18 protein-coding genes are annotated in these 17,995 nt (G+C 70.7%); 10 read left to right on the top strand and 8 right to left on the bottom strand.

Features of this window, described 5'->3' with window-relative positions; genetic code table 11:
• Window positions 1-189: 189 nt before the first annotated feature.
• Entirely contained in the window at window positions 190-1,137 is a 948-nt protein-coding gene (locus FFS10_RS19505) for a LysR family transcriptional regulator (protein WP_137896270.1), read from the bottom strand.
• A gap of 92 nt (window positions 1,138-1,229) precedes the next feature.
• Between FFS10_RS19505 and FFS10_RS19500 the strand changes: the two genes are divergently transcribed.
• Entirely contained in the window at window positions 1,230-2,453 is a 1,224-nt protein-coding gene (locus FFS10_RS19500) for a CaiB/BaiF CoA transferase family protein (protein WP_137896269.1), read from the top strand.
• A gap of 14 nt (window positions 2,454-2,467) precedes the next feature.
• Window positions 2,468-3,607: an acyl-CoA dehydrogenase family protein gene (locus tag FFS10_RS19495; protein ID WP_137896268.1), complete on the top strand. Its 1,140-nt coding sequence runs from the start codon at window positions 2,468-2,470 to the stop codon at window positions 3,605-3,607.
• Here FFS10_RS19495 and FFS10_RS19490 read toward each other — a convergent pair.
• The 4 genes from FFS10_RS19490 to FFS10_RS19475 all read right to left on the bottom strand — a co-directional run bounded on the left by FFS10_RS19490 (window position 3,604) and on the right by FFS10_RS19475 (window position 6,747).
• The gene (locus tag FFS10_RS19490; protein ID WP_137896267.1) at window positions 3,604-4,401 is read right to left on the bottom strand and encodes an SDR family oxidoreductase; all 798 of its coding nucleotides are present in this window, start codon (window positions 4,399-4,401) and stop codon (window positions 3,604-3,606) included. The two genes, FFS10_RS19495 and FFS10_RS19490, sit on opposite strands and share 4 nt — an antisense overlap.
• Before the next feature lie 91 nt (window positions 4,402-4,492).
• Window positions 4,493-5,104, bottom strand: a complete 612-nt coding sequence (gene lptC, locus FFS10_RS19485; protein WP_137896266.1) for an LPS export ABC transporter periplasmic protein LptC — start codon at window positions 5,102-5,104, stop codon at window positions 4,493-4,495.
• A 105-nt stretch (window positions 5,105-5,209) separates the two neighbouring features.
• Complete coding sequence (locus tag FFS10_RS19480) at window positions 5,210-5,767, bottom strand: KdsC family phosphatase (RefSeq protein ID WP_137896265.1); 558 nt, start codon at window positions 5,765-5,767, stop codon at window positions 5,210-5,212.
• Between the two features lie 2 nt (window positions 5,768-5,769).
• The gene (locus FFS10_RS19475) at window positions 5,770-6,747 is read right to left on the bottom strand and encodes a KpsF/GutQ family sugar-phosphate isomerase (protein ID WP_137896264.1); all 978 of its coding nucleotides are present in this window, start codon (window positions 6,745-6,747) and stop codon (window positions 5,770-5,772) included.
• Window positions 6,748-6,807: 60 nt separating this feature from the next.
• On the opposite strand from FFS10_RS19475, the gene FFS10_RS19470 reads away from it, so the two are divergent.
• Complete coding sequence (locus FFS10_RS19470; RefSeq protein ID WP_137896263.1) at window positions 6,808-8,793, top strand: monovalent cation:proton antiporter family protein; 1,986 nt, start codon at window positions 6,808-6,810, stop codon at window positions 8,791-8,793.
• A gap of 22 nt (window positions 8,794-8,815) precedes the next feature.
• On the opposite strand, the gene FFS10_RS19465 is transcribed toward FFS10_RS19470, so the two are convergent.
• From FFS10_RS19465 to nanR, 3 genes are read right to left on the bottom strand one after another with little or no spacing between them, the layout of a single operon-like run.
• Entirely contained in the window at window positions 8,816-9,898 is a 1,083-nt protein-coding gene (locus FFS10_RS19465; RefSeq protein ID WP_137896262.1) for a TRAP transporter substrate-binding protein, read from the bottom strand.
• 49 nt (window positions 9,899-9,947) lie between these two features.
• Window positions 9,948-11,123 carry an alpha-hydroxy acid oxidase gene (locus tag FFS10_RS19460; RefSeq protein ID WP_137896261.1) on the bottom strand — a complete coding sequence of 392 codons (1,176 nt, stop codon included), beginning with the start codon at window positions 11,121-11,123 and terminating at the stop codon, window positions 9,948-9,950.
• A 56-nt stretch (window positions 11,124-11,179) separates the two neighbouring features.
• Window positions 11,180-11,929, bottom strand: coding sequence for a transcriptional regulator NanR (gene nanR, locus FFS10_RS19455; protein WP_137896260.1), 750 nt, complete (start codon window positions 11,927-11,929; stop codon window positions 11,180-11,182).
• Window positions 11,930-12,033: 104 nt separating this feature from the next.
• On the opposite strand from nanR, the gene FFS10_RS19450 reads away from it, so the two are divergent.
• The 7 genes from FFS10_RS19450 (at window position 12,034) to FFS10_RS19420 (ending at window position 17,763) form a co-directional block, all read left to right on the top strand.
• On the top strand, window positions 12,034-12,588 hold the full coding sequence (locus FFS10_RS19450) for an adenine phosphoribosyltransferase (protein WP_137896259.1): 555 nt from the start codon (window positions 12,034-12,036) through the stop codon (window positions 12,586-12,588).
• A 150-nt stretch (window positions 12,589-12,738) separates the two neighbouring features.
• Complete coding sequence (locus FFS10_RS19445; RefSeq protein ID WP_137896258.1) at window positions 12,739-13,704, top strand: VOC family protein; 966 nt, start codon at window positions 12,739-12,741, stop codon at window positions 13,702-13,704.
• Window positions 13,705-13,747: 43 nt separating this feature from the next.
• Entirely contained in the window at window positions 13,748-13,972 is a 225-nt protein-coding gene (locus FFS10_RS19440) for a recombinase-like helix-turn-helix domain-containing protein (RefSeq protein WP_137895377.1), read from the top strand.
• Between the two features lie 21 nt (window positions 13,973-13,993).
• Window positions 13,994-15,031, top strand: a complete 1,038-nt coding sequence (locus tag FFS10_RS19435) for a Rieske 2Fe-2S domain-containing protein (RefSeq protein WP_137896257.1) — start codon at window positions 13,994-13,996, stop codon at window positions 15,029-15,031.
• A 59-nt stretch (window positions 15,032-15,090) separates the two neighbouring features.
• Complete coding sequence (locus tag FFS10_RS19430) at window positions 15,091-16,053, top strand: PDR/VanB family oxidoreductase (protein WP_137896256.1); 963 nt, start codon at window positions 15,091-15,093, stop codon at window positions 16,051-16,053.
• Between the two features lie 68 nt (window positions 16,054-16,121).
• A complete protein-coding gene (locus tag FFS10_RS19425; RefSeq protein WP_137896255.1) occupies window positions 16,122-17,105 on the top strand; it encodes a Bug family tripartite tricarboxylate transporter substrate binding protein in 984 nt (327 codons plus the stop codon).
• 130 nt (window positions 17,106-17,235) lie between these two features.
• Window positions 17,236-17,763: a nucleotidyltransferase family protein gene (locus FFS10_RS19420; RefSeq protein WP_137896254.1), complete on the top strand. Its 528-nt coding sequence runs from the start codon at window positions 17,236-17,238 to the stop codon at window positions 17,761-17,763.
• Window positions 17,764-17,995: the final 232 nt, after the last annotated feature.

The raw sequence follows: 17,995 nt of genomic DNA, 5'->3' as shown, positions 1-17,995 counted from the left end.
AGCTCTTGGCGCCCTCGAATTGTGGTTCAGCCTGACCATCCTGTATATACATGTTAACCCTGTGCCTCCGCTCCATGGGCATGCATGGGTTCATGCTTCTGGTGCATGGCCTCGGCGGGCTGCACCAAAATGCTGTCTATACAGGAAGTTCGCAGCGAACCGGGGCTGGCACAGCAAGCCCCGTGCCGCTCACGGCACCGCGGGCGGCTCGGGCTCGGGCTCGCGCCGCGTCAGCGCGTCGGCCTGGCGCGCGAAGGCGGCGCGCGCCACCTCGGCGAACGGGGCGGCCAGCGGCGAGAGGAAGGCCTCCGCCCCCGGGTAGGCCAGCACCACGGATTGCGCCGTGAGCGGGCCGCGCAGGCGCCGGCAGGCGATGCGCTTGCCGTCGTAGGCCCAGTCGCGCGCCGGCCGCGTGGTCAGCAGCGACACGCCCAGGCCGTTGGCGACCAGGCTGCGCACCATCTCCAGCGAGGCGCTCTCCTGCACGATGCGCGGCGTGACGCCGGCCTGGCGGAACAGCGAGAGGAAATACTCGCGGCTGTGCGGCAGCTTGATCAGCACCAGCGGCTCGCGCGCGAGCTCGGCCAGGCTGAGGCTGGCGGACCGCGCCAGCGGGTGGCCCCAGGGCAGCAGGGCATAGGGCCAGAGCTCGGCCAGGGGCTCCAGGCGCACGCCGCGCGCCAGGCCCAGGTCGTAGAGCAGGGCCAGGTCCAGCGTGCCGCGCTCGAGCATGCGGGTCAGGGCCTCGGTGTCGCCCTCGACCAGCTGGACCTCGATCGCCGGGTGGGCCGCGCGCAGCCGCAGCAGCATGTCGGGCAGCCAGCGCGGCGCCAGCGTGCTGAGGCAGCCCACGCGCAGCAGGCCGGCCAGCGCGCCCGAGCGCGGCGCCTCCAGCCGCCGCGCCTGCGCCAGCAGGGCGTGGGCCTGGCGGTGCCTCTCGGCGCCGGCGGCCGTGAGCTCCAGGCCGCGCGCGTGCAGGCGCACGAACAAGGCCTCGCCCCACAGCGCCTCCAGGTCGGCGATGGCCTTGGAGATCGAGGGCTGTGAGACGGCCAGCGCCTCGGCCGCGCGCGCGGCGCCGCCATGGCGGGCCGCGGCGACGAAATACTCGAGCTGGCGCAGGTTGATGTGAATCATGATTTTTGATTCAGCATATCAAAAACCAATATTTTCAATTGATCCAGAGAACGGCCAAGATCGCGGCAGACCCCTTCTGAAAGGCCCGCCCCATGACCGAAGCCACCCCCGCCGCCCGCCCGCTGGACGGCATCCGCATCCTCGATTTCACGCGCGTGCTGGCCGGCCCGCTGGCCACCGCCCTGCTGGCCGACCTGGGCGCCGAGGTGATCAAGATCGAGCCGCCGCAGGGCGACGACTACCGCGCCATCGGCCCCATGAAGAACGGCCAGAGCGCGTTGTTCACGGTGATGAACCGCAACAAGAAGAGCCTGGTGCTGGACCTCAAGCAGCCCGAGGCGGTGCAGCTGGTGCAGCAGCTCGCGGCCCGGGCCGACGTGGTGATCGAGAACTTCCGCCCCGGCGTGGCCGAGCGCCTGGGCATGGGCGCGGCGGCGCTGCGCCAGGCCAACCCCCGGCTGGTCTATGTCAGCGTCTCGGGCTTCGGCCAGACCGGCCCCTACGCGCAGCGGCCGGCCTACGACATCATCGTGCAGGCGCTCAGCGGCCTGATGGAGGCGACCGGCGAGCCCGATGGCGCGCCCACCCTGGTCGGCGAGGCCGTGTCCGACGTGGTGGCCGGCCTGTTCGCCTCCTGGGCCACGCTGGCCGCCCTGCTGCAGACCCAGCGCAGCGGCCAGGGCCAGCATGTGGACGTGGCCATGTTCGACACCACGCTGAGCTTCCTCGCCACCTCGACCGCGCGCTACCTGTTCACCGGCGAGCCGGCGCGGCGCGTCGGCAACCGGCATCCGCTGTCCACGCCCTTCGGCGTGTACCGCGCGCGGGACGGGCATTTCGCGCTGGCCGTGCTCAACCACAAGCTGTTCCAGGCCCTGGCCGGCGCCATGGGCCAGCCCGAACTCGCGCAGGACCCGCGCTTCGCGAGCGACGCGGCGCGCTCGGCGCACGAGCCGCTGCTGCGCGCCGCGATCGAGGACTGGGCCACGGCCCTGGCGGTCGACGAGGTGGTGCAGCGCCTGGAGGCGGCCGGCGTGCCGGCGGCGCCGATCTGGAACATCGCCCAGGCGCTGGACTCGGCCCAGGCCCGGGCGCGCGGGCTGCTGCAGCCCGTGGATGACCCGCGCCTGCCGGGGCTGCGCCTGCCGACCCAGCCGGTGCGCTTCAACGGCGCGGCGCCGAACCGCGCGGGCCGCGCGCCGGCCCTGGGCGAACACACCGAGAACTTGCTGGCCAGCCTGCTGGGCTGCGGCGCCAGCAAGCTGGCCGAACTGCGCGAGGCCGGCGTGTTCGGCCCTGCCACCACCACCCCCTGAACCTGAGGACAGACATGAAACGACTCGGCATCACCGAAGAAGACCAGGCCCTGGCCGAGGCCGTCGCGCGCTTCGCCAGCGAGGCGCTGGCACCGCAGGCGCGCGCCATCGACGAGCAAGAGCGCTCGGCGGCCTGCCATGTGCCGCAGCTCGCGGCCCTGGGCCTGATGGGCATGAACCTGCCCGAGCGCTGGGGCGGCCCGGGCGTCTCGCCCACCGCCCTGCTGCTGGCCCTGGTCGAGGTCGCGCGCGCCTGCGCCTCGACCTCGTCCATGATTGGTGCGCATTACCTGGGTACCGACGCGGTGCTGCTGGGCGGCAACGACGAACAGCGCGCACGCTACCTGCCCAAGGCCGCCAGCGGCGAGTGGCTGGCCGGCTTCGCGCTGACCGAGCCGCGCGGCGGCTCGCACCCGGCCGACCTGCGCACGCGCGCGGTGCGCGAGGGCGAGCACTACCGCATCGACGGCGTCAAGCATTTCATCTCCAACGCCGCCGAGGCCCAGTTCCTGGTGGTGTTCGCCAAGACCGACCCGGCCGCCGGCGCGCGCGGCGTGAGCGCCTTCATCGTCGAGACCGACAGCCCCGGCCTGTGCCTGTCCTCGCCCGAGAAGCTGATGGGCATACGCGGCGGCCATGCCCACGAGCTCGCCTTCGAGTCGGTCCTGGTGCCGGCGGCCAACCGCCTGGGCGAGGAAGGCACGGGCTTCAAGACCGCGATGAAGGTGCTGGACAACAGCCGGCTCGACGTCGCCGCGACCTCGCTGGGCATCGCCGAGGCGGCGCTGGCCGCGGCCGTGCAATGGGCGCGCGAGCGCCAGATCGGCGGCGATCCGCTGGCGAGCAAGCAGGGCATACAGTGGATGCTGGCCGACATGAAGCTCAGGCTCGAGGCCTCCTGGGGCCTGGCGCTGCAGGCCATGGCGCTGCGCGGCGCCGGCCTGCCCTTCAGCCAGCAGTCGGCCATGGCCAAGCTGCATGCTTCCGAGATGGTGGGCTTCGTGACCGACACCGCGCTGCAGATCCACGGCGGCTACGGCTTCACGCGCGAGCTGCCGCTCGAGCGCTACGTGCGCGACGCGCGCATCCTGCGCATCTACGAGGGCTCGTCCGAGGTGCAGCGCAACATCATTGCGCGCGGGCTGCTCGGTTAGGACAGGTCGGCCGAAGCGGCACCGCCGCCCTGGCGGTGCTTGCGCGGCCGCCCGGCCAGCAGGCGGTCGAACAGCGGGTTGGGCAAGAGGCGCAGCAGCTTGGCCACCACGCCCATGGGCCAGGGAATCACGCGGTAGCTGGCGCCGGCCTCGATGGCCTTGAGGGCGCGCGCCGCGAAGTCGGCCGGCGTCATCAGGAACGGCATGCGGTAGCGGTTCTGGCGCGTCAGCGGCGTGTCTATGTAGCCCGGACACAGGGTCACGACGCGCAGCCCCGCCGCGCGCAGCTCGCCGCGCAGGCTCTCGCAGTAGCTGATCACGGCGGCCTTGCTGGCGCAGTAGGCCGCATGGCCGGGCAGGCCGCGTATGCCGGCCACGCTGCCTATGCCGACCAGTCTGCCGCTGCCGCGCGCGACCATGGGCGCAATGAAGGGGTGGAAGGTGGCGGCCAGGCCCAGGGTGTTGGTGGCCAGCACCTCGGCGATCACGGGCAGGTCCTCGCGCAGCGCGGTGTCCACGCCCACGCTGATGCCGGCATTGGCGATCACCAGATCGGGCAGGCCCTGCTCGGCCAGGCAGGCCTGGCCCGCGGCCACGATGCTGTCGACCTGGGCCACGTCGGCGCCGTAGACGCGCCAGCGCGCCGCCTGCAGGCCCTGGCCGCGCGCCCAGTCCGCCATGGCCTCGGTGCGGCGCGCCACCAGGGCCAGGTCGTAGCCGGCGTGATAGCAACGCAGGGCCAGGGCCTGGCCTATGCCGCTCGACGCGCCGGTGATGAAGGCCAGCCTGCCCATGTCAGGTCGGCGCCGGGCCGCCCCAAGCCGGCCTGGGCCCCCTCGGGGGGCAGCGCAGCACGCGAAGCGGCAAGCGTGGGGGCATCATTCTTCAGCGCTGGCGCGGCGCCAGCTGGCCGCGCACGCGGCCGCGCAGGTCCAGCACCTGGCTGCGGTGGTCGTAGTCCAGCGCGTCGGCCGTGAAGCGGTCGCTGCCGCGCGTCAGCTCCACCGGCAAATGCGAGCGCACGCGGTCCTGCTTGACGAAGGCGTGCAGGAACTCGCCGCGAAACTCCATGCGCGGCAGGGCCTCGCCGCCGGGGCCGGTGCTGCTTTCGCGCACCACGCGCGCGTCGCCCATCAGCTGCACCTCGGAGCCGTCGGCGTTGGAGACGGCGCGCCTGGCCGTGGCCACGGTCAGCCGGCCCTGCTCGTCGAAGGCGCGCATGCGCACCTGGGCTATCTCCAGCATGTCGGTGTCGGGGTAATGGTGGGCCTCGGCGCCCCAGAGCTCGCTCTTGAGCTTGCCCGCGACGTCGAAGCTCTTGACCGAGAAGCGGCGCATGAAATAGTCGGCCTCGTGGCGCGGCGGCGCGGCTTGGCCGGGCGCGACGATGATGGGCACGTTGCGCACCAGCCACCAGCTGCCCAGGGCGAACATGCCCATGAGCACGATGGGCAGGTAGATGGACAGGCGGTCCCAGGCCCAGCGCAGGCGCTTCATGAAGCCTCCGTCCCCGGCGTCATGTGTTAGCCCCCACGCTTGTCACTTCGTGTACTGCGCTGCCCCCCGAGGGGGCGTTCGCGCCTTGGGACGGCCCGGCGCCGCTCATGCGCCACGCAGCTGGGCCAGCAGGCCCGCGTAGTGGCCGCCGGCCACCAGCAGCAGGTCGCAGAACTCGCGCGCCGCGCCCTCACCGCCGCGGGCCAGGGTCACGTGGTGGGCCAGGGCCAGGGCCTGGGCATGGGCGTTGGCCGGCGCGCAGGCGAAGGCGCAGCGCTGCATCACGGGCAGGTCGGGCCAGTCGTCGCCGATCGCCGCGGCCTGGCGCCAGTCCAGGCCCAGCTCGTTCAGCAGGGCCTGGGCGGCCGGCAGCTTGTCCTCCGTGCCATAGCGCACATGGGCGATGCCCAGGGCCTGCAGGCGCACGCGCAGCGGCTTGGAGTCGCGACCGGTGATCACGGCCGGCGTGATGCCGGCCTGGCGCAGCAGCTTGAGGCCATGGCCGTCCAGGGTGTTGAAGCGCTTGAGCGTCTCGCCATGCTCGGAGAAGTAGAGGCCGCCGTCGGTCAGTACGCCGTCGACGTCGAAGAAGGCGACGCGGATGTCCTGCGCCTTGAGCAGCAGTTCGGCGGGCCAGGTCAGTGCGGGCACGAGGTTTGACATGTTCAGATCACCTTGGCGCGCATCAGGTCGTTGCTGTTCACGGCGCCGCACAGGCGACCCTGCGCGTCGAGCACCAGCACGCTGGTGATGCGGCTCTCCTCCATCAGCTCGGCGGCCTCGACGGCCAGGGCGTCGTGGCGGATGGTGCGCGGGTTGGGGTGCATGACCTCGCGCGCCGTGAGGCCGCGCAGGTCCTGGCCCTTCTCGACCAGGCGGCGCAGGTCGCCGTCGGTGAAGATGCCCAGCACCCGGCGTTCGGCGTCGACCACGGCCGAGGCGCCCAGGCCCTTGGCGCTCATTTCGCGCATCAGCTCGGTGAACGGGGTGTCAGGGCCGACCAGGGGCACCTCCTCGCCCTGGCGCATCACGTCGCTCACATGGGTCAAGAGGCGCCGGCCCAGCGAGCCGCCGGGATGCGAGCGCGCGAAGTCCTCGGCCTTGAAGCCGCGCGCGTCGAGCAGGGCCACGGCCAGCGCATCGCCCAGCGCCAGCTGGGCCGTGGTGCTGGCGGTGGGCGCCAGGTTCAGCGGGCAGGCTTCCTTCTCGACGCTGCTGTCGAGCACGACATCGGCATGGCGCGCCAGCGTGGACGCCAGGCCGCCGGTGATGGCGATCAGAGGCACGCCCTGGCGCTTGAGCACCGGCAGTATGGACACCAGCTCGTCGCTCTCGCCGCTGTTGGAGATGCCCAGCACCAGGTCCACGGTCTTGATCATGCCCAGGTCGCCATGGCTGGCCTCGCCGGGGTGCACGAACAGGGCCGGCGTGCCGGTGGAGGCCAGCGTGGCCGCGATCTTGCGGCCCACATGGCCGCTCTTGCCCATGCCGGTGACCACCACGCGGCCGCGCACGGCCAGCATCATGGCCACGGCGCGCGCGAAGTCGTCGCCGAGCCGCGCCTTGAGGCCCAGCAGGGCGGCCGCCTCGATGTCCAGCGTTTCATGGGCCAGCCGGACGGCCTGTGCGGGGTCGAATGTCATGGCGCGATTTTATAGAGGCCGGTCACGGTTATGGGCACGTGGCTTGCTAGCATTCGAACAATGACCGCGCTCGAGCTCACCCTGCTCTACCTGCTGGCCGCCGTGCTGGGGGTGGTGGCCTGCCGCAAGCTCTTGCTGCCGCCCATGCTGGGCTATCTGGTGGTGGGGGTGCTGATCGGGCCGAACGCGCTGGGCCTGGGGCAGAACTCGGCCGACCTGCGCCACCTGGCCGAGTTCGGCGTGGTGTTCCTGATGTTCGTGATCGGCCTGGAGTTCAACCTGCCCAAGCTGCGCGCGATGCGCCAGCATGTGTTCGGCCTGGGCCTGTTCCAGGTGGTGCTGACCATAGGCATCGTCACCCTGGGCTCTTTGTTCCTGGCCACGCTGGCACCCCGGCTCTGGGACATGGGCTGGCGCACGGCCCTGGCGCTGTCCGGCGCGATGGCCATGAGCAGCACGGCCATCGTGATCAAGCTGATGGCCGACCGGCTCGAGCTCGACGCCGAGCACGGCAAGCGCGTGGTCGGCGTGCTGCTGTTCCAGGACCTGGCCGTGGTGCCGCTGCTGGTGCTGATCCCGGCCCTGGGTTCGGCCCCGGAGACCCTGTTCTCGGCCCTGGCGCTGGCGGCGGTCAAGGCCACGGCCCTGATCACCGTGCTGCTGGTCGGCGGCCAGCGCCTGATGCGCTGGTGGCTGACCCTGGTGGCGCGGCGCAAGAGCGAAGAGCTGTTCGTGCTCAACCTGCTGCTGGTCACGCTGGGCCTGGCCTGGCTGACCGAGCTGGCCGGCCTGAGCCTGGCCCTGGGCGCCTTCATCGCCGGCATGCTGATCTCGGAGACCGAGTACAAGCACCAGGTGGAGACCGACATCCGGCCCTTCCACGACGTGCTGCTGGGCCTGTTCTTCATCAGCATAGGCATGCTGCTGGACTGGCGCGAAGTGACCCAGCGCTGGCCCCTGGTGCTGCTGCTGGTCACGGGGCCGGTGCTGTTCAAGCTGCTGCTGGTGACCGCGCTGGCACGTGCCTTCGGCGCCACCATGGGCGTGTCGCTGCGCACCGGCCTGTACCTGGCCCAGGCCGGCGAATTCGGCTTCGTGCTGCTGACCCTCAGCGCCCAGCACGGCCTGGTGGCACCGGCGCTGTTCAACCCGGTGCTGGCCAGCATGGTGCTGTCCATGCTGGCCACGCCCTTCATCATCCTCTACAGCAACGCCCTGGTGATGAAGCTGGTGGCCAGTGAATGGCTGCAGCAGTCGCTGCAGATGACCAGCATCGCGCGCAAGTCGATCAACGTGAACAAGCACGTGATCATCTGCGGCTACGGGCGCTGCGGCCAGAACCTCGCGCGCATGCTGGAGCAGGAGGGCATTCCCTACATGGCGCTGGACCTGGACCCGGACCGCGTGCGCCAGGCCGCGGCGGCCGGCGACTCGGTGGTGTTCGGCGATGCCGCGCGGCTGCAGGCGCTGATCGCGGCCGGCCTGGCGCGCGCCAGCGCCGTGGTCGTGACCTACCTCGACGTGGCGGGCGCCATGAAGGTGCTGGCCCATACCCGCTCGCACGCGCCCCAGGTGCCGGTGATCGTGCGCACCCAGGACGACCGCGAGCTGGAGAAGCTGCAGGCCGCCGGCGCCACCGAGGTAGTGCCCGAGGCCATCGAGGGCTCGCTGATGCTGGCCAGCCATGCCCTGGCCCTGGTCGGCGTGCCCATGCGGCGCGTGATCCGCATCGTGCAGGAACAGCGCGACGCACGCTACAACCTGCTGCGCGGCTATTTCCACGGCGCCGACGACCGCACGGTGGACGACCTCGAAAACGAGCGCCTGTCGCCCTACACGTTGCCACTGGGCACGCCCGCGGTCGGCCGGCCGCTGGCCTACCTGGCCCTGCACGCGGTGGGCGTGCGCGTGGTCAGCCTGCGCCGCAGCTCGGGCCAGTCCATCACGCCCGACGACGACACCCAGCTGCAGGCAGGCGACACCCTGGTGCTGTCGGGCCGGGCCGAGGCGCTGGCCCTGGCCGAGGAGAAGCTGCAGCGCGGCTGAACCGGGGCGCCGCAGCAGGGCGTCAGCGCTTGATCGCGGACATGAAGCTGTCGAAGCTGCCTTCGGAGAAGCGCGCCCAGAGGATGCTGTCGTCGCGGAACTTCGCGTAGCTCTCGTAGATCTTGCGCCAGTGCGCGTTCTTGGCCGACAGCTCGGCGTAGAGTTCGTTGGCGGCCTTCCAGGCCGCCTCGAGCACCGGCCTCGGGAAGGGCCGCAGCTTGGCGCCGCCGGCGACCAGGCGCTTGAGCGCGGCCGGGTTGCGGGCATCGTACTTGGCCTGCATCTCGACATGGGCCTCGTAGCAGGCCGCCGCCAGGATGGTCTGGTATTCCTTGGGCAGGCTCTCGTAGGCCTTGGCGCCGGCGAAGAAGGTCACCTGGGAGCCGCCCTCCCAGAAGCCGGGGTAGTAGTAGTTCTTCACCACCTTGTGCAGGCCCAGGCGCTCGTCGTCGTAGGGGCCGATGAACTCGGCCGCGTCTATCGTGCCCTTCTCGAGCGCGGGGTAGATGTCGCCCGGCGGGATGTTCTGCGGCACGCCGCCGAGCCGCTCGATCACCGTGCCGCCGAAGCCGCCGATCCGGAATTTCAGGCCCTTGATGTCCTCGACCGACTTGATCTCCTTGCGGAAGAAGCCGCCCATCTGGGTGCCGGTGTTGCCGCAGGGGAAGTTGACGATGTTGAACTCGCGGTAGAAATCGCGCAGCAGGGCCAGGCCGCCGCCGTCGACCATCCACGAGGACATCTGGCGCGAGTTCATGCCGAAGGGAATCGATGCGTCGAGCGCGAAGGTCGGGTCCTTGCCGAACATCAGCAGCGCGCCCGCATGGCCGCACTCGACCGAGCCCTGCTGCACCGCGTCGATGACCTGGAAGGCCGGCACGATCTCGCCCGCGGCATGGACACGGATCTCGAACTTGCCCCCGGTGGCCGCCGACACGCGGTTGGCCACGGTCTCGGCCGCCGCGTAGATCGTGTCGAGCGTCTTCGGGTAGCTCGACGCGAGGCGCCAGCGGATGTTCGGCTGGGACTGCGCTATGGCCGGCGCCGCCGCGACGCTTGCCAGCGAAGCGGCCGTTGCCGCTTTGATCATGCCTCGACGTTTCATTCGATGTCTCCTCGGGTTGGTTGAGCTGTCGACCTGCCAATGGCGTCCTTCAGCCCGCCCCACCGGGCGGGCTCCAGAACGCCGCTTCCGCGCCCGGCCGCAAGGCCGACCGATTCAATGCCGCGATGTCGGGCCGACCCAGCAGGGTCAGCGTGATGTCGATCTCCTTGCGCAGGATCTCGATGGCCCGGCTCACGCCGGCCTCGCCGCCGGCGGCGAGGCCGTAGAGCGAGGCGCGGCCCAGCAGGCAGGCGCGCGCGCCCAGCGCCAGCGCCTTGACGATGTCGGAGCCGCGGCGCACGCCGCCGTCGACCAGCACCTCGGCCCGGCCATCGACCGCGTCGACGATGCCGGGCAGGGCCGAGATGGCCGAGGGCGCGCCGTCGAGCTGGCGGCCGCCATGGTTGGAGACGATGACCGCGTCCACGCCATGCTGCACCGCGAGCCGCGCGTCGTCCGCGTGCAGGATGCCCTTGACCGCCAGCGGGCCGCTCCACATGCCGCGCAGCCAGTCGATCTCCTTCCAGCTCACGGTGGGGTCGAACTGCTTGCCGATGTGCTGGGCGACCGTCGTGAGGCCGGACTTGGGCGCACCGGGCGCCTCGAGGTTGCCGAAGCCGATGCGCGGCCCCGTCGCCATGCGCCACAGCCAGCCCAGGCGCCTGGCGTAGTCGAAGACATTGTCCAGCCCCAGGCGCGGCGGCACCGTGAAGCCGTTGCGCTCGTCGCGCTCGCGCGGCCCCTGAACGGGCAGGTCCACCGTCACGCAGAGAACCGGGCAGCCGGCCGCCCGCGCCCGGTCGACCAGTTCCTTGGCCAGGCCGCGGTCGCGCTGCACGTACAGCTGGAACCAGAAGTCCTTGCGGCCCTGCTGCGCGACCTGTTCGATGGAGGCATTGGCGTTGGTGCTCAGGCAATAGCCCACGCCGGCCTTGGCCGTGGCCCGCGCCGTCGCCAGGTCGCCGTGCGGCCACAGCACCCCGGCCAGGCCGGTCGGGCCGAACACGAAGGGTGAGGCGTAGTCCTGGCCGAGCACGCGCACGGCCTGGCTGCGCTCGCCGACATCGACCAGCACCCGGGGCGCGAACCAGATCCGTTCGAAGTCGCGCCGGTTGGCCGCCAGCGTCTGCTCGTCGTTGGCGGCACCGTCGACGAACTCGAACACGGCACGCGGGAGTTGCCGTCTTGCCAGGCGGCGCAGGTCTTCGATGTTGACGGCGTTCATGGGCGGGCTTTGCGTTGGCTGCGGCGGCGCAAGGGACGGAGAGGAGAAGGCGAGGCTCAGGCGCCCAGCCGGTAGCGGTCGTTCGCGCGGTTGAGGTGGTTGGCGAGGGCCGTCGCGGCGCCCTCCGGGTCGTGGGCCGCGATGCACTCGAGCACCTGCTCGTGCTCGGCCACCACGCCGCGCTCGGCGCCGGGATCGGTGACCGCATCCTTGTGGAAATGCTCCAGCCATTCGAGCATCGCGCGCGAAACCGCCATGAACACCGTGTTGCGCGAGATCCCCGCGATCGCCCGGTGAAAAGCCATGTCGGCCTGCAGGAAGCGCATGGGGTCGTCGACACTCGCGCGCTGCTCGGCCATCGCGCTGCGCAGCACGGCGATGTCCTCGGGCGAGGCCTTGTCCGCCGCCTGACGCACCATCAGCAGCTCGAAGCTCAGGCGCGCCTCCTTCAGATGCTCCAGCAGGAGCTCGGAATTCGACAGCAGATGCATGGCCGGATCCGAGAGCTGGGCCATCAGCCGGTCGGCGGACAGCGCCTGCACGCGCGCGCCCTCGCCATGGACGATGCTGACGAAGCCCATGCGCTCCAGCGCCTGCAGGGCTTCGCGCACGGCAGGCCGTCCGACCGCGAACATCTGCATCAGCTCGCGCTCCGAGGGCAGGCAGGAACCGACCGGATACTCGCCTGTGCGCAAGCGGCTGAGCAGGCGATCGAGCACCTCGTGAGAGAGCTTGCGGCGGTGAATCGGCTCCCTGGCCTCGGCCGCACGGCCCGTATCCACAAACACCAGATGATCATCAGTCATGAGGTCATCATACCAATATACCTGCCGAAAGCAAGGGCCGTCCGGCGCAGCACAGGACCGCCGTCCCGCGGCAGAATCGGGCATTGCCCTGCCGGGACCCCCCCATGCCAGACCTCAGCATCCAGGACTACCTCAAGCGCCACATCCGCACCGTGCCGGACTGGCCGGCGCCGGGCGTGCAGTTTCGCGACATCACGCCGCTGCTGCAGGACCCCAAGCCGTTCCGCGTGCTGATCGACGCCTTCGTGCACCGCTACATGGACCGCGCCCTGCGGCCCGACGTGGTGGCCGGCCTGGACGCGCGCGGCTTCATCCTGGGCGCGGTGGTGGCCTACGAGCTCAACGTGGGCTTCGTGCCGATACGCAAGAAGGGCAAGCTGCCCTTCACCACGGTGGAAGAGACCTACGAGCTCGAGTACGGCAGCGCCACCGTGGAGCTGCATGCCGACGCCGTGAAGTCCGGCGACCGCGTGCTGCTGATCGACGACCTGGTCGCCACCGGCGGCACCATGATGGCCGGGCGCCGCCTGCTGGAGAAGCTAGGCGCCACGGTCATGGAGGGCGCGGCCATCGTGGACCTGCCCGAGCTCGGCGGCTCGCGCCGCCTGCGCGACTCGGGCCTGCCCCTGTTCACCCTGGTCGATTTCGAAGGGCATTGAAATCCGGCGCCGGGTGCGCCGGGCCAAGCCCCTGGCCCGGCCCCGGGTTTGGACCACTTTGCGTTTTTCAAGTTCTTGTCTTAGAATTTGCTCGTTTCAGTTAAGAAACTTTGTTTTATATACGAAACGCATCCAGCAGGAGAGTCAGCGATGAGCGTTCTGGGCATTGACGAAATCACCTTCGGCGCGGCCGACCTGGCCAAGTGCCGCCAGTTTTTCCTGGACTGGGGGCTGAACCTGGTGTCCGAGGCCGCGCAGGAGCTGGTGTTCGAGTCGCTCAACGGCTGCCGCGTGGTGGTGGCCCATTCCGACAAGCCGGGCCTGCCGGCCGGCGTGGAGCCAGACCCCACGCTGCGCGAGGTGGTCTGGGGCGTGGCCTCGCCGGCCGACCTGGCCCTGTACCGCAGCCGCATCGCGGACCGCCCGGGCTTCGTCGAGGCGGGCGAGCGCATAGGCTGCACCGACCCGAACGGCCTGGCCGTGCGCCTGCAGCTGAGCCAGAAGCGCGCGCTGCAGCTCGATTGCGCCAAGACCAACACCTGGAGCGAGCGCCCGCGCGTGAACCAGCCCAGCCCGGCCTACGAGCGCGCCCGGCCGGTCGAGGTCGGCCATGTGGTGTTCTTCGTGACCGACCTGGCCGCCACCAGCGCCTTCTACCAGGACTGCCTGGGCTTCGTGGTCTCCGACCGCTATCCCGAGCGGGGCGCCTTCATGCGCTGCGCCCCCGAGGGCGGCCACCACGACCTGTTCCTGCTGCAGCCGCCCGAGCCGCGCCGCGGCCTCAACCACGTGGCCTTCACCGTGCGCGACGTGCACGAGGTGTTCGGCGGCGGCATGCACATGTCGCGCTGCGGCTGGGACACCGAGCTCGGCCCGGGCCGGCACCCGATCTCCTCGGCCATCTTCTGGTATTTCGTCAGCCCCGCCGGCGCGCTGGTGGAGTACTACACGGACGAGGACGAGCTGACCGCCGACTGGCAGCCGCGCGAGTTCACGCCCGGCCCCACGGTGTTCGCCGAATGGGCGATCAAGGGCGGCATCGACGGCCACACGCGCCGCCAGAAGAACGCCGAGGCGCCCAGCGGCCGCTTCATGACCGACAAGCCCAAGGCTTGACCCCCTTCATTTCATTCGTCCCACAGCCTGCACCGGAGGCCCCATGCGCACCAAAGAGCTTTACAACGAAACCCACCAGACCCGCAGCGCGCCGCCCACGGCCTACGAAAGCCTGCTGGGCGACTCGATAGAGCGTGCCTACGCCCAGGGCATACACGAGCTGGAAGGCCTGGTGGCCTACCTGAACCAGTCCGGCCCCTCGGGCCCCAACGGCCAGGCCTGGACGCCCGAGTCCTACCAGCAGGAAATGGCCCGCCTCGGCGCCTGACCCTTTTGCGGAGATTTCCCCATGAACACATCCGTCGTCAATTTCCAGCAAGACCCGGTCGACGCCGCCCTCGAGGTCGGCCTCAAGGACCTGTGGTTCCCGGTCTGCCCCTCGGGCTTCGTCAAGGACAGCCCGGTCTCGCTGCGCCGCCTGGGCTACAAGATCGCGCTGTGGCGCGACCATGACGGCAAGGTCCATGCCCTGGAGGACCATTGCCCGCACCGCGGCGCGCCGCTGTCCATCGGCGTGAACCTGGGCGACCGCATCGCCTGCGCCTACCACGGCGTCGAGGTGCGCTGCGACGGCACCGTGACCCGCGTGCCGGGCAGCCCGGGCTGCAAGCTCGAGGGCTCGCGCCCGGCGCGCATGTTCCACGTCGAGGAGCGCGCGGGCGCGATCTTCCTGTTCAACGCCACCGCGCCCCATGTGGACAGCCCGCCGCCGCTGCGCCTGCCCGAGCAGCTGACTTCGCCAGAGTGGTCTGCCTTCCTGTGCTACACCGAGTGGGGCTGCGACTACCGCTATGTGCTGGACAACGTGCTGGACCCGATGCACGGGGCCTACCTGCACAAGCAGTCGCATTCGATGGCCGAGGGCGAGATCAGCGCCGACTTCCAGATCCGCGACACGGACATCGGTTTCTTCTTCGAGAAGAAGGGCCAGCGCAACGTGAACTTCGACTGGACCGAGTGGATGGACACGGGCATACACACCATGCGCCTGGAGATCCCCTATCCCAAGACCGGCGGGCCGGGCGGCAATTTCACCATCATCGGCAGCTACACGCCGATCAGCAAGCAGGCGGCGGGGGTGTTCCACTGGCGCTGCCGCAAGGTCTCGGGCTGGCAGCGCGACACCTGGCGCTTCCTCTACAAGAACCGCCTGGAGGAGCGCCACTGGCATGTGCTGGAGCAGGACCGCGTGGCGGTGGAGAACATGGAGCCCGACGCCAACCGGCGCGAGCACCTCTACCAGCACGACATGGGCCTGGTGCGCCTGCGCCGCCACCTCAAGGGCCTGGCCACGCAGCAGCTCGACCAGGCGGCGCCCAAGGCCTGAACACTGCCACGCCGCGCCCCGAAGGGCGCGGGCCCTCCATTCCTTCCCACGCCACGGCCATGTCCATCCACCTCCTGAACGCATTGGTCCACACGCTTCGCTACGAGGCCGAGGACATCATCGGCATCGAGCTGCGCCCGGTGGACGGACCGGCGTTCCCGCCCTTCGAGGCCGGCTCGCACATCGACCTGCACCTGCCGGGCGGCCTGCTGCGCAGCTACTCGCTGCTCAACGCGCCCGACGAGCGGCACCGCTACGTGGTCGGCGTGCTCAAGGACAAGGCCAGCCGCGGCGGCTCGCGCGCCATCCACGAGCAGCTGCGCGTGGGCATGAAGATCAGCATCAGCGAGCCGCGCAACAACTTCCGCCTGCACGAGGAGGCCGAGCACAGCGTGCTGGTGGCCGGCGGCATAGGCGTCACGCCGATTCTCTGCATGGGCCGGCGCCTCAAGCAGATCGGGCGCTCGTTCGAGCTGATCTACTGCGCGCGCTCGCGCCCTGGCGCGGCCTTCGTCGCCGAGATCGAGGCCCTGGGCGCGCCCGTGCTGTGGCATTTCGACAGCGAGGCCGGCGGCCCACCCGACCTCAAGGCCCTGCTGGCCGAGCGCGCGCCGCGCGGCGACACCCATTACTACGCCTGCGGCCCCACCGTGATGCTCGACAGCTTCGAGAAGCTGTGCGCCGAGCTCGGCTACGCCAATGCCCACATCGAGCGCTTCGCCGCCGTCGAGGTGGCCGCCGCGCCCGACGCCAAGAAGGCCTATACGGTCGAGCTCAAGCGCTCGGGCAAAGTGATCCCGGTGACGCCCGAGCTCTCGCTGCTGGCCGCGCTGCGCGCCGCCGGCGTGGACCCCAACACCAGCTGCGAGGAAGGCGTCTGCGGCTCCTGCGAGACGCGCGTGCTCGAAGGCGTGCCCGACCACCGCGACTGCGTGCTCAGCGCCGCCGAGCACGCGAGCAACAAGGTCATGATGGTCTGCGTCTCGGGCTGCAAGAGCGAGCGCCTGGTCCTGGACCTCTGACCCTATTTCCCCCGCGCCGGCGGCCCCGCGCGGGCCGCGGCGTCTGCCCCATCCCCTGGAGAGATACGATGAACCCCAACCGACGCCATGCCCTCGCGCGGCTCGCAGGCCTGGCCGCCGCCCTGGCCGCCGGCCCCGCCCTGGCGCAGAACTACCCCAGCAAGCCCATCACCCTGGTCGTGTCCTACCCGGCCGGCGGCGACACCGACGCCATGGCCCGCCTGTTCGCGGAAAAGCTCGCGGGCCGCCTGGGCCAGCCCGTGGTGGTGGACAACCGCCCCGGCGCCAGCGGCACCATAGGCAACGCCTGGGTGGCCAAGGCCGCGCCCGACGGCCACACCCTGCTGCTCACGCCCAGCACCTTCTCGATCGCGCCGCTTTTGATCAAGAGCGGCGCCGCCAGCGCCTACGACCCGCTGAACGACTTCACGCCCATCGTGCAGACCGGCGTGCAACCGCTGTTCCTGGTTGCGCACCCTGGCCTGGGCGTCAAGGACCTGCGCCAGCTGGTCGCGGCCGCCAAGGGCGGCAAGGCCCTGGCCTACGCCAGCCCCGGCAGCGGCTCGCCCATGCACATCCTGGGCGAGCTGTTCAACAAGGCGGCCCAGGTGCAGATCAGCCATGTGCCCTACCGCGGCGTGGCGCCGGCGGTCAACGACCTGCTGGGCGGCCATGTGCCCCTGGCCTGGATGACCTACGGCCCGGTCGCGCCCTACCTGAGCAACGGCAAGCTGCTGGCCCTGGCCGTGGCCGAGCGCCAGCGCTCCAAGCTCGCGCCCGGCGTGCCCACCCTGGCCGAGCTCGGCGTCAAGGACGTCGAGGTCAGCGCCTGGCAGGGCCTGATGGCCCCGCGCGGCCTGCCGCCCGAGATCGCCAAGCGCCTGAACACCGAGTTCAACGAGATCCTCCGCATTCCCGAGGTGGCCGGGCGCATGCAGACCTTCGGCGCCCTGCCCACCGGCGGCCCGGCCTCGCGCCTGGCCCAGGCCAACGCCGCCGACCACGCGCGCTACGGCCAGCTGATCAAGAGCTTCGGCATCCAGGCGGATTAGATCGGGCCCCCACGCTCGGCACTGACGTGTCCTCGCTGCCCCCCGAGGGGGCCCAGGTCGGCTTGGAGCGGCCCGGCGCCGGCCTGACCGTCTGCGGCTAGCGTGTCGCCCATGGTGTAGTCTGCTGCCCATGCGCCCCCCCACCATCCTCGTGCTCGCCGCCGGCAGCGGCAGCCGCTTCACCGCCTCGGGCGGCCAGGTCCACAAGCTGGCCGCCGAGCTGCACGGCAAGCCCCTGCTCGAGCACCTGCTGGACGCGGTGCGCGCCAGCGGCCTGTCCTGGCACCTGGAGCGCGGCCCGCACCCGGGCATGGGCGATTCGATCGCGGCCGCGCTGCGCGCCACGGCGGATGCCGACGGCTGGCTGATCCTGCCGGCCGACCTGCCGCTGCTCCGACCTGAAACCCTGCTGGCCGTGGCGGCGGCCGAGCCGCTGGACCGCATCGCCGTCCCCGTCTTCGAGGGCCGGCGCGGCCATCCCGTGCGTTTCCCCGCGGCCTTCGGCCCGGCGCTGATGCAGCTGAGCGGGCCGCAGGGGGCGGCGGCGCTGCTGCGGCAGGCCGAGGTCATCGAGGTCCCGGTCGACGATCCAGGCTGCCAGATCGACGTGGACACGCTGGCCGACCTCGAGGCGCTGCGGCAGCGGGTGCGGAGCTGAGCGCGCGGTAGACCGTGCTGAGCTCCTTGGGGCTGAGCTGCAGGATCATGGCGGCTGGCGGCCAGAAGCCGACAGCGACTCATCGCCGAAGTGGTCCTTCAGCGGTATTCCTTACGCGTTAGTCTTACTGTGTCATAAAAATTAAGGCATGATATGCCCGTCATTTTTCCCTGTGACGAGGGTGCGATGGGCATATCCAAAGAATTCGATCGATACATGGCTCACCTGGCCG

Origin of the sequence: Ramlibacter sp. 2FC (assembly GCF_005503345.1) — a bacterium.
In the GTDB taxonomy this organism is placed as follows: Bacteria; Pseudomonadota; Gammaproteobacteria; order Burkholderiales; family Burkholderiaceae_C; genus SCMQ01.
This window is presented reverse-complemented; position numbering and strand designations above follow the sequence as displayed.